The 16,749-nt window shown below is 61.4% G+C and carries 5 protein-coding genes and 2 rRNA genes; 6 read left to right on the forward strand and 1 reads right to left on the reverse strand.

Annotation, left to right across the window (positions count from 1 at the left end):
- Positions 1-3 precede the first annotated feature (3 nt).
- Positions 4-684, forward strand: coding sequence for a hypothetical protein (locus tag AC3IT0_RS04120; RefSeq protein WP_489322521.1), 681 nt, complete (start codon positions 4-6; stop codon positions 682-684).
- On the opposite strand, the gene glgP is transcribed toward AC3IT0_RS04120, so the two are convergent.
- The gene (gene glgP, locus AC3IT0_RS04125) at positions 681-3,299 is read right to left on the reverse strand and encodes an alpha-glucan family phosphorylase (RefSeq protein ID WP_489322522.1); all 2,619 of its coding nucleotides are present in this window, start codon (positions 3,297-3,299) and stop codon (positions 681-683) included. The genes AC3IT0_RS04120 and glgP overlap by 4 nt on opposite strands.
- A 152-nt stretch (positions 3,300-3,451) precedes the next feature.
- Between glgP and AC3IT0_RS04130 the strand changes: the two genes are divergently transcribed.
- From AC3IT0_RS04130 to AC3IT0_RS04150, 5 genes are all read left to right on the forward strand, one after another.
- On the forward strand, positions 3,452-5,533 hold the full coding sequence (locus AC3IT0_RS04130) for an alpha-1,4-glucan--maltose-1-phosphate maltosyltransferase (RefSeq protein WP_489322523.1): 2,082 nt from the start codon (positions 3,452-3,454) through the stop codon (positions 5,531-5,533).
- Positions 5,530-7,326, forward strand: a complete 1,797-nt coding sequence (treS, locus tag AC3IT0_RS04135) for a maltose alpha-D-glucosyltransferase (protein ID WP_489322524.1) — start codon at positions 5,530-5,532, stop codon at positions 7,324-7,326. Before AC3IT0_RS04130 ends, treS begins: the two co-directional genes overlap by 4 nt.
- Position 7,327: 1 nt before the next feature.
- Complete coding sequence (locus AC3IT0_RS04140; RefSeq protein ID WP_489322525.1) at positions 7,328-11,035, forward strand: 1,4-alpha-glucan branching enzyme; 3,708 nt, start codon at positions 7,328-7,330, stop codon at positions 11,033-11,035.
- Between the two features lie 468 nt (positions 11,036-11,503).
- Positions 11,504-13,029 (forward strand): 16S ribosomal RNA (locus AC3IT0_RS04145).
- Positions 13,030-13,519: 490 nt separating this feature from the next.
- A 23S ribosomal RNA gene (locus AC3IT0_RS04150) occupies positions 13,520-16,659 on the forward strand.
- Together the 16S and 23S rRNA genes form the textbook arrangement of a ribosomal RNA operon.
- Positions 16,660-16,749: the final 90 nt, after the last annotated feature.

Raw genomic sequence — 16,749 nt, forward strand, 5'->3', positions numbered from 1 at the left:
GTTTTGACTGACGAGGGCGCTATCGAGCGGACGGTCACACACACCGTAACGGGTCTGACCAAGGTCATTGACGGCGTGAAAACCCTGGTGCTGTGGGACCGCGACTACGCCGACGGGTCGCTGGTTGAATCCGAGCTGGCCTTCTTTGCGCAGAGTAACGCTGGAGCCGTATGGCTTTTCGGCGAATACCCCGAAGAGTTCGAGAATGACGTCTTTATTGGGGCGCCCAATACTTTCATTCACGGGATTTCCGAGAGCCAGGCCGGAATTGCAATGCAGGCCCAGCCTAAGACCGGAACACCCGAGTATGTTCAGGCCCACGCACCCTCCGTGAACTTCTTGGATTGCGGGGATTTTTTCGAGGAGAAAGTCGCTAAATGCGTTCCCGCCGGCTGCTATGAAGACGTGCTGGTGATTGATGAGCACAACCCGCTGGAACCGGCTGTAGGCCACCAGCGCAAGTACTATTCAGCCGGAACGGGACTGGTGAAAGTGACAGCTGAGGGTGGCACAAATCAGGAAACTCTGGACCTCGTTAAAGTTGAACAGCTCTCCGACGCCCAACTTGCTGAGGTCAACCAGCAGGCCCTGGCGCTCGACAGCCACGGCTACGAGGTCAGCAAGGACGTATACGGCCAAACACCCCGTGCCGAAGTTGCCACGGAGAAGTCGGGCGATGACTAAGCGTTGACGATCAGCCCCAGCTCGGCCTTGGAAGCCAGCGCCTCGTGCCGGGGCAGGACGCGGACGGTGTAGCCAAAGGGACCGGAGCGGTCTATGACCAGGGAGCCGCTGAACAGGTGGCGCCCCTCGCCCAGGTCTTCTTTCGAGTTCAACTCCATCAGGGTGACGTCCGCCAGGGTGTCGCTTTCCTCGGCACGGCCATAAGCCACCTCCACGGACACGTCCTCCGGTGAGAGGGTGTGCAGCGCGATGTAGGCGTTCACCTGCAGGGTGTCCCCGATCTGCGGGTCCTCGGAAACTCCCACGGAGTCCACATGTTCAACGTGCAGCAGGGGCCACGCTGAGCGCACCTTGGCCGTCCATGCCGCCAGGACACGGGCCTGGGCGTAGGAGTTGGCAACGGCCCTGCGTCCGGCCTCGGCCGCGGGGCAGTAGAGCATGTTGACGTAGTCATGCAGCATGCGCTCGGCGGAAACGGCCGGGCCGAGATGGGACAGCGTGTGCTTGATCATGGACACCCAGTGCGTGGGGACTTTCTCCGTGCCCGTGGTGGACGGGCCGGCCGCACCTGCGCTGTCAGACACCGTGCTCCCATAGAACCGCGGTGCCACCTGTGTTTCCAGGAGTCCGTACAGCGCCGCGGCCTCGATGTCGTCCCGCTCTTCGGGGGACGCGTCGTTGTTGGCGGTGGGGATCGCCCAGCCGTTCTCGCCGTCGTACATTTCATCCCACCAGCCGTCCATCACCGAAAGGTTCAGCGAACCGTTGATGGCGGCCTTCATGCCTGAGGTGCCGCACGCCTCGAGGGGGCGGAGCGGGTTGTTGAGCCACACGTCGCAGCCCGGGAAGAGCGTCCTGGCCATGGCGATGTCGTAGTTCGGCAGGAAGGCAATGCGGTGGCGGACCTCGGGGTCGTCGGTGAAGCGCACCAGGTCCTGGATCATCTTCTTCCCGGCGTCATCTGCCGGGTGGGACTTTCCTGCGATCACGAGCTGGATCGGGTGCTCCGGATGCAGCAGCAAGGCCTTGAGCCGGTCCGGCTCGCGAAGCATCAGCGTCAGGCGCTTATAGGTGGGCACACGCCGGGCGAAGCCGATGGTCAGCACGTCGGGGTCCAGGACCCTGTCGGTCCAGCCAAGCTCGGCGTCGGCGGCGCCGCGCTTCTTCCAGGCGGCCCGGAGCCGGCGGCGTACGTCCTCCACCAGCGCTGAGCGCATTTCACGGCGCAGCGCCCAGACGTCCGCATCGCTGACGTTGTAGGCAAGGTCCCAGCGGCCAGTGGCTTCGGCCTCGGTGCCGAACTGTTCCCGCGCGAGCCGCGAGATGCGCCCGTCCACCCAGGTGGGCACGTGGACGCCGTTGGTAACGGACGTGATGGGCACCTCGGAGTGGTCGAACCCCGGCCACAGGGCCGAGAACATCCCGCGGGATACCTCGCCGTGCAGCTTGGCGACGCCGTTGGCCCGCTGTGCCAGCCGGAGTCCCATGACCGCCATGTTAAAGACTGAGGGATTGCCGTCGGCGTAGTTTTCCCGGCCAAGTTCCAGGATCCGGTCCACGGGTACCGCGGGCGCGAGCCCGGCCTGGAAGAAGTGGTGGATCTGGGAAATCTCGAAACGGTCGATGCCGGCCGGAACGGGGGTGTGGGTGGTAAAAACCGTGGATGCCCTTCCGGCGGCGAGGGCTTCGTCGAAGGTGAGGGCGGCGTCGCCGGCCATCAGTTCCTGGATGCGCTCAATCCCCAGGAAGCCGGCATGGCCCTCATTGGTGTGGAACACCTCGGGCGCCGGGGTTCCGGTCAGCTGCTGGTACGCGCGCAGCGCCTTGACTCCGCCCATGCCCAGCAGGAGCTCCTGCTGGAGCCGGTGGTCTCCGCCGCCGCCGTAGAGGCGGTCGGTGATGCCGCGCGCGGCGTCGTCGTTGCCGGGAACATTGGAGTCCAGCAGCAAGAGGGGAACGCGTCCGACGTCGGCACGCCAGATGTGTGACAGCAGCCGGCGCCCGTTGGGGAGCGGGAGCGAGATCTGCAGGGGCCGGCCGTTGCCGTCGGCGGACGGCTCACGGAGCAGGGTGAGGGGGAGGCCGTCGGGGTCGAGTACCGGATAGGTTTCCTGCTGCCAGGCGTCGCGGGAGAGGGACTGCTTGAAGTAGCCGGCCTGGTACAGCAGGCCAACGCCGATCAGGGGCACACCCAGGTCCGAGGCGGCCTTGAGGTGGTCGCCGGCCAGGATGCCCAGGCCGCCGGAGTACTGCGGCAGGACTTCGGTGATGCCAAATTCGGGGGAGAAGTAGGCGATGGCGGCCGGGGCATCCTCGCCCAGGCCCTGGTACCAGCGGGGCTGCTCAAGGTACCGGTCAAGGTCCTCGGCCGCGGCGCGGACCTGGTCCACCACCGAGTGGTCGGCGGCGAGGCGCTGGAACTCTTCGCGGCTGACCCGGCCCAGGAAACTGATGGGATCCTGGCCGGATTCCTCCCAAATGCGGGGGTTCAGGCCCGCGAAAAGTTCACGGGTAGGCCGGTGCCAGGACCAGCGCAGGTTGGTGGCCAACTGAGCCAGCGGCCTGATGGGTTCCGGGAGGACTGTTCTGACGGTAAATCTGCGGATTGCCTTCACCTGCGCCACACTAACCGACAACATCAACGTCTGGAACCGCTTTGGCTTTCTTTTAGGTAAATGACAGTTGGCGTGGCGGATAAGTCGAAACGCCGTGACAAAAAGCCGCGCGGGCTTAGCAATCTGGGCCATTTCTCGCTAACGTCGAGCCTGTGACGACTAACTCAGTAACCCGTGCCGCCTCAAAGAAAAAGCCGAAAGGCAAAATCACCGATGGGCTAAGATTTGGCCGTTTTCCGATCACCGCCGTGCAGCCTGCGGTGGAGGGTGGAAAGTATCCTGCCAAGGCCTTGCCGGGGGAGGGAATTGTGGTGGGAGCCACCGCTTTCCGGGAGGGGCATGACCAGCTGGGAGTCAGCGCGGTCCTCCTGGATCCCCGCGGGAAGGAACGCCAGCGCGTCAGGCTGGCGCCGCCCAAGGGGGACCGCGGCCTCGGGACGGACCGCTGGGAGGGTGTCCTCACGCCGTCGGCGGTTGGAAACTGGACATTTTTCATTGAAGCCTGGCACGACAGCTACGGAACCTGGCACCACAACGCCGAGGTCAAAGTGGCCGCAGGGATCGACGTGGAGCTGATGCTCGCCGAAGGCTCTGCGCTGCTCTCAGAAGCGGCCGACGACTCCTCCCGCAATGCATCGGAACGGCGCACCCTCCGCATGGCGTCTTCCATTCTGGGCAACGGATCCCTCACCGACGAGGAGCGCCTCGCTGCCGGCTTCGGCGCGGACGTGGCCGCCGTGGTGGACCGCCAGCCGATCCGCGAACTCGTCACCGTTTCCGAGCAGTTCCCGCTGCTGGTGGAGCGCGATCTCGCAGGCCGCGGAGCCTGGTACGAATTCTTCCCCCGGTCCGAAGGCGCAGTCAGGGACGCCACCACCGGTGCGTGGACGTCCGGGAACTTCCGGACCGCGGCGAAGCGGCTGGACGCGGTGGCGGAAATGGGCTTCGACGTGCTCTACATGCCGCCCATCCACCCCATCGGCGTCCAGCACCGCAAGGGCCCCAACAACACCCTGATTGCCGGCCCTCACGACCCCGGCTCGCCCTGGGCCATCGGCGCCAAGGAGGGCGGCCACGACGCCATCCATCCGGAACTGGGCACGTTCGAGGACTTCGACGCCTTTGTTGCCCGCGCCAATGAACTGGGCCTGGAAGTCGCCCTGGACCTGGCGCTTCAGGCCGCGCCGGACCACCCCTGGGTGCAGTCCAACCCGGAATGGTTCACTACCCGGGTTGACGGGAGCATCGCCTATGCCGAAAACCCGCCCAAGAAATACCAGGACATATTCCCCCTGAATTTCGACAATGATCCCGAGGGCCTGTCCAAGGAAATCCTGCGGGTCGTGTTGCTGTGGGTCAGCCATGGCGTGAAGATCTTCCGGGTGGATAATCCGCACACCAAACCGGTGTGGTTCTGGGAATGGCTCATTGGCCAGGTCAACAAAAAGACACCCGGCGTGGTGTTCCTCGCCGAAGCATTCACGCGCCCCGCCATGATGCACGCACTGGGCCGGGCGGGCTTCCAGCAGTCCTACACCTACTTCACGTGGCGGAACACCAAAAAGGAACTGGAAACCTACTTCACGGAGGTCAGCCACGAGTCGCCGGCGTACTTCCGGCCCAACTTCTTTGTCAACACGCCGGACATCCTCACGGAATACCTGCAGTTCGGCGGTCCGGCGGCCTTCAAGATCCGCGCCGCCTTGGCCGCAACCGCCAGCCCCCTGTGGGGCGTTTACGCCGGGTTCGAACTCTATGAGCATGTTGCCCGCCCCGGCGCGGAAGAGTACATCGACAACGAGAAATTCGAATACAAAGCCCGTGACTGGGACGCTGCCGCGGCCTCGGGCCGCACCCTGGCGCCGTACCTGACCAGGCTCAACGCGATCAGGCACAACCACCCCGCATTGCTTGACCTGCAGAACCTCACGGTCCACCACAGCACCGACGACGCCACGGTGGTGTACTCCAAGCACAAGACCCTGCCGGACGGCACCAAGGACACCATCATTGTGGTGGTCAACGTCGATCCGCACGGCACCAGGGAGAGCACCATTTCACTGGATCTGGCTGCCCTGGAACTCGACCCCGAGGACCTGTCGCCCAACGGCGGGTTCCGGGTGGATGACCTCATTTCCGGAGAATCCTGGGAATGGGGCGAATACAACTACGTCCGCCTGGACGCGCATGTCGAACCCGCACACATCCTGAGCGTGAGGAGATTGCATCAGTGAGCTTTAATCCGCAGAGTTCCGGCCAGCATTTCACCCCCAAGAGCACATTTGAGCTAAACGCCCCTGGGCTGCCCCACGATCCGCTCTGGTATCGGAAGGCCGTGTTCTATGAAGTGCTGGTGCGGGCCTTTGCGGATGCGAACGGCGACGGTTCGGGCGACTTCTCCGGCCTGATCGACAGGCTGGACTACCTGCAGTGGCTTGGCGTGGACTGCCTGTGGCTCCCGCCGTTCTTCCAGTCGCCACTGCGTGACGGCGGCTATGACATTTCGGACTACAACTCCGTCCTGGATGAATTCGGCACCATCAGCGACTTCAAGCGGCTGGTGGCCGAATCCCACGCCCGCGGCGTCCGGGTCATCATTGACCTGCCGCTGAACCACACCTCGGACCAGCACCCCTGGTTCCAGGAATCGCGCAAGGACCCGGATGGTCCCTTCGGCGATTTTTACGTGTGGAGCGACACGGACGAGAAGTACCAGGACGCCCGCATCATCTTCGTTGACACGGAGGAGTCGAACTGGACCTTCGACCCCATCCGCCGGCAGTTCTTCTGGCACCGCTTCTTCAGCCACCAGCCTGACCTGAACTTCGAAAACCCCAAGGTCATCGAAGCGCTCTTTGACGTGGTCCGTTTCTGGCTGGACCAAGGCATCGATGGTTTCCGGGCGGACGCCATCCCGTACCTCTTCGAGGAGGAGGGAACCAACTGCGAGAACCTGCCGGCCACCCATGACTTCCTGCGCAAGCTGCGGGCCATGGTGGATGAAGGCTACCCGGGCCGTGTCATCATCGCCGAGGCCAACCAGCCGCCCAACGAGGTGGTGGAGTACTTCGGAACGGCGGAAGAACCCGAATGCCACATGGCCTTCCACTTCCCCATCATGCCGCGCCTCTATTACGCCCTGCGCGACCAGAAGGCCGCTCCGATCATCGAGACCATGCATGACACCCCGGAGATCCCGGAAGGGGCGCAGTGGGGGACCTTCCTGCGCAACCACGATGAACTGACGCTGGAAATGGTCACGGCGGATGAGCGTGCTGCGATGCTGGGCTGGTATGCCCCCGACCCCCGGATGCGCGCCAACATCGGGATCCGGCGCCGCCTTGCACCGTTGCTGGACAATTCCCGGGCGGAGATCGAACTAATCAATGCCCTGCTGCTGTCGCTGCCGGGCAGCCCGTTCCTGTACTACGGGGACGAGGTCGGCATGGGGGACAACATCTGGCTCGACGACCGCGATGCTGTCCGCACCCCCATGCAGTGGAACCCGGACCGGAACGCAGGATTCTCCAACGCTGATCCAGGCAAGCTCTACCTGCCTGTCATCCAGTCGCTGGTGTACAACTACGCCATGGCCAATGTGGAGGCCGAGGCCGCCCACTCCGGGTCCCTGCTCCGCTGGACCCGGCAGATCCTCAGCGTCCGCAAGAACCACCCTGCCTTCGGGCTGGGCGCGTTCAAGCATGTCGAAGCCGACCACGACGCCATTGTGGCTTATATCCGGGAACTTTCGGATGACAACACTGCGGGGCTGCCCGGCGAATCCATTCTGTGCGCCTTCAACCTTTCGCAGCACCCCGTCGCGGCAAAACTGCGGATTCCCCAGTTTGCCGGCCGCGGGCTGCGCGATGTGTTCGGGGGGCAGCCGTTCCCCGGGATCGACGACGACGGATCACTTACGCTGACCCTGGGAAGCCATGATTTCTTCTGGCTGCGGGTCCGCTCGGCGACGTCCAATCCAGCCTCCCCGTACACGCAGGCACTGCCCATCCTGTCCATCGAGAACTGACATGCCCCAGCCCAACCTCACCGCCGCACTGAGCGCTGTCCTTCGCGAATGGCTTCCGCGCCAGCGGTGGTTCCCCGTGAAGACAGCCGATTTTTCGCTGGAACAGGCAGGCAGCCTGAGCCTTGAAGATGCCGCCGGGCAGGCCCGGCTGGAGGTCTTCCTGCTGGCTGTTTCCTCCCGGACGGCCGACGGCGGTCTCCGGACTGACGTGGTCCAGGTCCCGCTGAGTTACCGGGCAGGTCCGCTTGCCGGAGCGGAGCGGGCACTGGTCGGCCACGCTCCCGAGGCCGGCATGCCCTGGATCTACGACGCCGTGCACGATCCTTCCTTTGTGTCTTCCTGGCTGGAGCTGATCCGGTCCGAAGCGGGCTCAAGCACGGGCTCGGCGACGGGCCACCGCACGCGGTCGGAGCACCGGCTGCCTACCGCCCACGGAATGGTCAAAGTCCTGTCCGGCGAGCAGTCCAACAGCTCTGTCATTGTTGACGACGGCGAGTCCGCTGCGATCGTGAAGTTCTTCCGCGTCCTCTCTGCAGGGATCAACCCTGAGGTCGAGGTAGGGGCGGCACTGACGGCCCAGAGCACCTTCGAGGTTCCGGCCACACTGGGGTGGGTCCGCGGGGAATGGCAAGTGCCGGCGTCACCGGGGCTCCCGGCACAGGCGTCATCGCAGGGCGAGCTTGCCGTAGCCCACGAATTCCTCGCCAGCGGCCGCGATGCCTGGCGCCTTGCTGTGGATGCCGCGCGCACTGGTGCCGATTTCACCGCCGAGGCGCATGCCCTGGGCGCTGCCACGGCCACTGTCCACCGGCGGCTGGCGGAGGCACTCGGCACAGCGGTTGAACCGGCCCCGGGGCAGCTCATTGCTCCCGGAGTAGCCCAGCGGGTCCGGCAGGCATGGGCGGAAGCCCGTACCGCCGTCGGGCCTTACGACGACGCGCTAGGGGCGGTGCTTGGCGAGCTCGACGGCGTGCCGGCAGGACCGCTGCAGCGGATCCACGGCGATCTCCACCTCGGGCAGATCCTGCACGTCCCGGGCCACGGGGGCGAGCCCGGCCGGTGGGCCATCCTTGATTTTGAAGGTGAGCCGCTGCGGCCTATCGCCGAACGCAACTTCCCCGACGTTCCACTCCGGGACGTGGTGGGAATGCTGCGCTCCTTCGACTACGCGGCCGGCGCGGCGGAACGCGAATATCAGGGGGCCCGCGTCCCGGCATCCTGGGTCGATGATTGTGCCGACGCGTTCCTTGCCGGCTACGCCGAAGTCACACCCGGCACCATCGACCGGACTTCACCGCTCTTTGTGGCATTGTGGCTGGACAAGGCCCTTTACGAAGTTGTTTATGAAATGCGGAACAGACCTGACTGGCTGGCCATTCCAACGAATGCGTCCAGGCGGCTCCTCAGCGTTAAAGGCTCCGGCGATCAGGCCGGGGCAGCATCGGAAGGTATCAAAATGACAGGCTCAGCACGTACAGACCGGCCCCGTGTGCCTCTTCACGTGGACCCGGACACCTTGGCCCGCGTGGCGAACGGCGAACACCACGCGCCGCACTCGGTACTCGGCGCCCACCTGGACGACCACGGCCATGTGACTGTCCGGACGGTCAAGCACCTCGCGGAGGCAGTGAGCGTGGTGACTGCCGTTGGTTCAGTGCCCATGGTCCACGAGGCCAACGGCGTGTGGGTGGCAGTCCTGGAGCCGCTGCAGGCCGGCCACGTGCCCGACTACCGGCTCGAAGTCACCTACGCCGGAGCCGCACCCGTGACTGTGGACGAGCCGTACCGCTACCTGCCCACAGTGGGTGAAGTGGACCTGCACCTTATCAGTGAGGGCCGGCACGAGAAGCTCTGGGAAGTGCTTGGCGCGCACGTCCAGCACTACAAGTCGCCCTTGGGCGACGTTGACGGGGTCTCCTTTGCCGTCTGGGCGCCGAACGCGGAGGCGGTCCGCGTCAAAGGCGACTTCAACTCGTGGGACGGCCGCGAAAATTCGCTCCGCTCGCTCGGGTCATCCGGAGTGTGGGAAGTCTTCGTGCCGGGCGTTTTAGCAGGGGCGTGCTATAAATTCGAGATCAAGGCCAAGGGCGGCTACTGGGTCGAAAAGGCGGACCCCCTGGCCTTCGGCACCGAGGTCCCGCCGCTGACAGCTTCCCGCGTGGTGGAACCGTCCTACGTGTTCAAGGACGACGAATGGATGGCGGCACGCGCCCAGCGTGACCCGCACAATTCGCCCATGAGTGCCTACGAAGTCCACCTTGGATCTTGGCGCCTTGGCCTGGGCTATCGCGAGCTCGCCAAAGAGCTGGTGGAGTACGTCAAATGGCTGGGTTTCACGCACGTCGAATTCATGCCCGTGGCCGAACATCCCTTCGGCGGGTCCTGGGGCTACCAGGTGACGTCCTACTTTGCGCCGACATCCCGCTTCGGCCACCCGGACGAATTCCGGTTCCTGGTGGATTCCCTGCACCAGGCCGGAATTGGCGTGCTGCTGGACTGGGTGCCCGCGCACTTCCCCAAGGATGACTGGGCGCTGGCCCAGTTCGACGGCCAGCCCCTGTACGAGCACGCTGACCCCAACCTGGGCGAGCACCCCGACTGGGGAACGCTGATCTTCGACTTTGGCCGCACCGAGGTGCGGAACTTCCTCGTGGCCAACGCGCTGTACTGGCTCGACGAGTTCCACATCGACGGTCTCCGCGTCGATGCGGTGGCCTCGATGCTGTACCTGGACTATTCGCGTGAAGACGGGCAGTGGTCGCCCAACCGCTTTGGCGGACGGGAGAACCTGGAAGCCATTTCCTTCCTCCAGGAAGTCAACGCCACCGTCTACAAGACCCACCCCGGCGCCGTGATGATCGCCGAAGAGTCCACCGCTTTCCCCGGCGTCACCGCCCCCACAAGCCACGGCGGCCTGGGCTTCGGGCTCAAGTGGAACATGGGCTGGATGCACGACTCCCTCAAATACGCCTCCGAGGACCCCGTGAACCGGAAATGGCACCACGGCACCATGACGTTCTCCATGGTCTACGCGTTCACCGAGAACTTCCTGCTCCCCATCAGCCACGACGAAGTAGTGCACGGCAAGGGCTCCATGCTCGGGAAGATGCCGGGGGACCGCTGGCAGCAGCTGGCCAACCTGCGCGCCTTCTTTGCGTTCCAGTGGGCGCACCCGGGCAAGCAGCTCGTCTTCATGGGCACCGAATTCGGCCAGGAGGCTGAATGGTCCGAGCAGCACGGCCTGGACTGGTACCTGGCCGACATTCCGGCGCACCGCGGGGTACAGCTCCTGACCAAAGACCTCAACGAGCTCTACACCGCGACGCCGGCCCTCTATACGCGGGACAACGAGCCCGGTGGTTTCCAGTGGATCAATGGTGGGGATGCTGACCGCAACGTCCTGACATTTGTCCGCTGGGACAAGGACGGCAATCCCCTGGTGTGCGCCATCAACTTCTCCGGCGGTCCGCATGTGGGCTATGTCCTCGGCGTTCCCGCTGTCGGGGCCTGGGCCGAGGTGCTTAACACCGATGCTGCGGTCTATGGCGGTTCAGGTGTCCTGAATCGCGGCAAGCTGATTGCCCTGGACGAAGGGCTTGATGGCCAGCCGGCATCGTTGACCGTAACGTTGCCGCCCCTGGGTGCGGCGTACTTCAAGCCCGTTCCGCAAGCGGCCGGCCGACCGAATGGTGTGAACCCGCTCTCTTAACTGCACCACGAAAAGCCCGGAAATCCTTGAGATTCCGGGCTTTTTGCTGCCTTGAGGGAGGGGGTGCAGGAGGCCGCACGGTGGTTGGGTGGCCATCTCGGCAAAGTGGTGGTAGAGTTTATTTCCGCGCTGCTCCACGGAGTCAGACGGAAAAAACCGACACGAAAGCCTCAGGCTGAGAAGGTCGCGGACGCCGAGTTGACAAGAGTGAGATCAGCCGGTAAGTTTGAAAAGTTGCTCCGGAGCGATCCACGGCCGATATGTTGGTTGTGGTGGTGCCGGGTGTGTCTGTTGTTTGAGAACTCAATAGTGTGCCAAGTTTGTTGATACCAATTTATTGTATTGAATTGGTTGAATTTGCCGGGCCCGCCACCCCGTGGTGTGGTCTGGTGTTTTTAGCTGGTTTCAAATTTTGTGCAGCCATTTTATCCTGTTATTTCCGGGGTTGGTGGTTGTGTCTGTTTTTCTTCAACGGAGAGTTTGATCCTGGCTCAGGATGAACGCTGGCGGCGTGCTTAACACATGCAAGTCGAACGATGATCCGGTGCTTGCACCGGTGATTAGTGGCGAACGGGTGAGTAACACGTGAGTAACCTGCCCTTAACTCTGGGATAAGCCTGGGAAACTGGGTCTAATACCGGATATGACTCCTCATCGCATGGTGGGGGGTGGAAAGCTTTATTGTGGTTTTGGATGGACTCGCGGCCTATCAGCTTGTTGGTGAGGTAATGGCTCACCAAGGCGACGACGGGTAGCCGGCCTGAGAGGGTGACCGGCCACACTGGGACTGAGACACGGCCCAGACTCCTACGGGAGGCAGCAGTGGGGAATATTGCACAATGGGCGAAAGCCTGATGCAGCGACGCCGCGTGAGGGATGACGGCCTTCGGGTTGTAAACCTCTTTCAGTAGGGAAGAAGCGAAAGTGACGGTACCTGCAGAAGAAGCGCCGGCTAACTACGTGCCAGCAGCCGCGGTAATACGTAGGGCGCAAGCGTTATCCGGAATTATTGGGCGTAAAGAGCTCGTAGGCGGTTTGTCGCGTCTGCCGTGAAAGTCCGGGGCTCAACTCCGGATCTGCGGTGGGTACGGGCAGACTAGAGTGATGTAGGGGAGACTGGAATTCCTGGTGTAGCGGTGAAATGCGCAGATATCAGGAGGAACACCGATGGCGAAGGCAGGTCTCTGGGCATTAACTGACGCTGAGGAGCGAAAGCATGGGGAGCGAACAGGATTAGATACCCTGGTAGTCCATGCCGTAAACGTTGGGCACTAGGTGTGGGGGACATTCCACGTTTTCCGCGCCGTAGCTAACGCATTAAGTGCCCCGCCTGGGGAGTACGGCCGCAAGGCTAAAACTCAAAGGAATTGACGGGGGCCCGCACAAGCGGCGGAGCATGCGGATTAATTCGATGCAACGCGAAGAACCTTACCAAGGCTTGACATGAACCGGAAATACCTGGAAACAGGTGCCCCGCTTGCGGTCGGTTTACAGGTGGTGCATGGTTGTCGTCAGCTCGTGTCGTGAGATGTTGGGTTAAGTCCCGCAACGAGCGCAACCCTCGTTCTATGTTGCCAGCGCGTGATGGCGGGGACTCATAGGAGACTGCCGGGGTCAACTCGGAGGAAGGTGGGGACGACGTCAAATCATCATGCCCCTTATGTCTTGGGCTTCACGCATGCTACAATGGCCGGTACAAAGGGTTGCGATACTGTGAGGTGGAGCTAATCCCAAAAAGCCGGTCTCAGTTCGGATTGGGGTCTGCAACTCGACCCCATGAAGTCGGAGTCGCTAGTAATCGCAGATCAGCAACGCTGCGGTGAATACGTTCCCGGGCCTTGTACACACCGCCCGTCAAGTCACGAAAGTTGGTAACACCCGAAGCCGGTGGCCTAACCCCTTGTGGGAGGGAGCTGTCGAAGGTGGGACTGGCGATTGGGACTAAGTCGTAACAAGGTAGCCGTACCGGAAGGTGCGGCTGGATCACCTCCTTTCTAAGGAGCACCTACAGTCACCTTGCCCCGTGTATGCGGGTGTGGAGGGGTTGTCAGGAGTATATGCCCGTTGCGCAGACGCAAGTTCTGCGGCGGGTGCTCAAGGGTGGAATATCAACAAATAGCGGCCGCTTGTTTCTTTCCTCGCCCAGTACGGTGGTTGGTTGTCCTTCGGGATGGCCGTCTCTGCCTGGAACGGTGCGGGATGGGGGTGGGTGGTTTAGTGTTTGGCACACTGTTGGGTCCTGAGGCAACAGGGCCGGGTTTTCCCGGTACTTGTTTGTTTCTGGTTTCCTGGCTGCACCGAGCGCGCACTTTGTGTGTGTGGGGTGTGTGGTTTGGGGTTGTTGTTTGAGAACTACATAGTGGACGCGAGCATCTTTTATAAGAAGCAATTTCCAAGAATTATGAACCTGGATCTGTCCGCACTCTTTTGGGGTGTGGGTGGTTTCTGTGGTTCTCTCGAAAATTAGTTTTTTTGATCTTTTGTGGTCAAGTTTTTAAGAGCACACGGTGGATGCCTTGGCATTAGGAGCCGAAGAAGGACGTAGGAATCTGCGATAAGCCTGGGGGAGTCGATAACCGGACTGTGATCCCAGGGTGTCCGAATGGGGAAACCCCGCCAGGGGCGCGAGTCGCCTGGTGACCCGCATCTGAACACATAGGGTGCGTGGAGGGAACGCGGGGAAGTGAAACATCTCAGTACCCGCAGGAAGAGAAAACAATAGTGATTCCGTTAGTAGTGGCGAGCGAACGCGGATCAGGCTAAACCGTTCCATGTGTGATAGCCGGCGGGCGTTGCATGGTCGGGGTTGTGGGACTTTCCATACCAGTTCTGCCGGACTGGTGAGGTGTGATGTGCAGGCATAGGTGAACGGTCTTGAAAGGCCGGCCAGAGAGGGTGTGAGCCCCGTAACCGAAATGTTTTGTGCCGCCTGGAGAGTATCCCAAGTAGCACGGGGCCCGAGAAATCCCGTGCGAATCTGTCAGGACCACCTGATAAGCCTAAATACTCCCTAATGACCGATAGCGGACCAGTACCGTGAGGGAAAGGTGAAAAGTACCCCGGGAGGGGAGTGAAACAGTACCTGAAACCGTGTGCTTACAATCCGTCGGAGCAGCCTTGTAGTTGTGACGGCGTGCCTTTTGAAGAATGAGCCTGCGAGTTAGTGTTACGTCGCGAGGTTAACCCGTGTGGGGAAGCCGTAGCGAAAGCGAGTCTGAATAGGGCGTTGCAGTGGCGTGATCTAGACCCGAAGCGAAGTGATCTACCCATGGCCAGGTTGAAGCGACGGTAAGACGTCGTGGAGGACCGAACCCACTTCAGTTGAAAATGGAGGGGATGAGCTGTGGGTAGGGGTGAAAGGCCAATCAAACTTCGTGATAGCTGGTTCTCCCCGAAATGCATTTAGGTGCAGCGTTGCGTGTTTCTTGCTGGAGGTAGAGCTACTGGATGGCTAATGGGCCCTACAAGGTTACTGACGTCAGCCAAACTCCGAATGCCGGTAAGTGAGAGCGCAGCAGTGAGACTGTGGGGGATAAGCTTCATAGTCGAGAGGGAAACAGCCCAGACCACCAACTAAGGCCCCTAAGCGTGTGCTAAGTGGGAAAGGATGTGGAGTTGCGAAGACAACCAGGAGGTTGGCTTAGAAGCAGCCATCCTTAAAAGAGTGCGTAATAGCTCACTGGTCAAGTGATTCCGCGCCGACAATGTAGCGGGGCTCAAGTACACCGCCGAAGTTGTGGATTTCAGACAAATAACCCAGCCGGTCCCTCGTGGATCCGGTTCAGGTGTCTGGAGTGGTAGGGGAGCGTCGTGTGGGCAGTGAAGTCGCGGTGTAAACCAGCGGTGGAGCCTACACGAGTGAGAATGCAGGCATGAGTAGCGAAAGACGGGTGAGAAACCCGTCCGCCGAATGATCAAGGGTTCCAGGGTCAAGCTAATCTGCCCTGGGTAAGTCGGGACCTAAGGCGAGGCCGACAGGCGTAGTCGATGGACAACGGGTTGATATTCCCGTACCGGCGAAAAACCGTCCATGTTGAACAGGGGATACTAACCGCCCGAGACCTGCCCGCCCACCCTTGTGGTGACGTGGGTTTTGGTGGAGCGCGGGACCTGATCCTGGGAGGCAAGCGTATTAACAGGTGTGACGCAGGAAGGTAGCCAAGCCGGGCGATGGTTGTCCCGGTCTAAGGATGTAGGGCGAACGGTAGGCAAATCCGCCGTTCATGATGCCTGAGATCTGATGGGACCCCCTCACGGGGGGATTTGGTGATCCTATGCTGCCGAGAAAAGCATCGACGCGAGGTTTTAGCCGCCCGTACCCCAAACCGACACAGGTGATCAGGTAGAGAATACTAAGGCGATCGAGAGAATTATGGTTAAGGAACTCGGCAAAATGCCCCCGTAACTTCGGGAGAAGGGGGGCCCCAACCTTGAACACCACACGCTGGTGGGAGGGGATCGGGGCCGCAGAGACCAGGGGGAAGCGACTGTTTACTAAAAACACAGGTCCGTGCGAAGTCGCAAGACGATGTATACGGACTGACTCCTGCCCGGTGCTGGAAGGTTAAGAGGACCGGTTAGCCCGCAAGGGCGAAGCTGAGAATTCAAGCCCCAGTAAACGGCGGTGGTAACTATAACCATCCTAAGGTAGCGAAATTCCTTGTCGGGTAAGTTCCGACCTGCACGAATGGAGTAACGACTTCCCCGCTGTCTCAACCATAAACTCGGCGAAATTGCAGTACGAGTAAAGATGCTCGTTACGCGCAGCAGGACGGAAAGACCCCGAGACCTTTACTATAGTTTGGTATTGGTGTTCGGAGTGGCTTGTGTAGGATAGGTGGGAGACGTTGAAGCCCGGACGCCAGTTCGGGTGGAGTCATCGTTGAAATACCACTCTGGTCACTTTGGACATCTAACTTCGGCCCGTAATCCGGGTCAGGGACAGTGCCTGATGGGTAGTTTAACTGGGGCGGTTGCCTCCTAAAAAGTAACGGAGGCGCCCAAAGGTTCCCTCAGCCTGGTTGGCAATCAGGTGTCGAGTGTAAGTGCACAAGGGAGCTTGACTGTGAGAGAGACATCTCGAGCAGGGACGAAAGTCGGGACTAGTGATCCGGCGGTACATTGTGGAATGGCCGTCGCTCAACGGATAAAAGGTACCTCGGGGATAACAGGCTGATCTTGCCCAAGAGTCCATATCGACGGCATGGTTTGGCACCTCGATGTCGGCTCGTCGCATCCTGGGGCTGGAGTAGGTCCCAAGGGTTGGGCTGTTCGCCCATTAAAGCGGTACGCGAGCTGGGTTTAGAACGTCGTGAGACAGTTCGGTCCCTATCCGCTGCGCGCGCAGGAAATTTGAGAAGGGCTGTCCTTAGTACGAGAGGACCGGGACGGACGAACCTCTGGTGTGTCAGTTGTACTGCCAAGTGCACCGCTGATTAGCTACGTTCGGATGGGATAACCGCTGAAAGCATCTAAGCGGGAAGCTCGCTTCGAGATGAGATTTCCATACACCTTGTGTGTGAGAGGCCCCCAGCCAGACCACTGGGTTGATAGGCCGGATGTGGAAGCGAGGACTAACGACTCGTGAAGCTGACCGGTACTAATAGGCCGATAACTTACACCACACACCACCCCGCAAACCTATTCAAAAGAGGTTTGCACCACGGGGTGGTAAAAAGAAACAAGACTGCTTGCGTCCACTATGTGGTTCCCAA

It is taken from the genome of Pseudarthrobacter sp. KH_020_B, from assembly GCF_057840185.1.

What these genes read in the sequence shown, in the direction of transcription:
- AC3IT0_RS04140 (WP_489322525.1), top strand. Translation starts at nt 7,328, where the DNA reads ATGCCCCAGCCCAACCTCACCGCCGCACTGAGCGCTGTCCTTCGCGAA.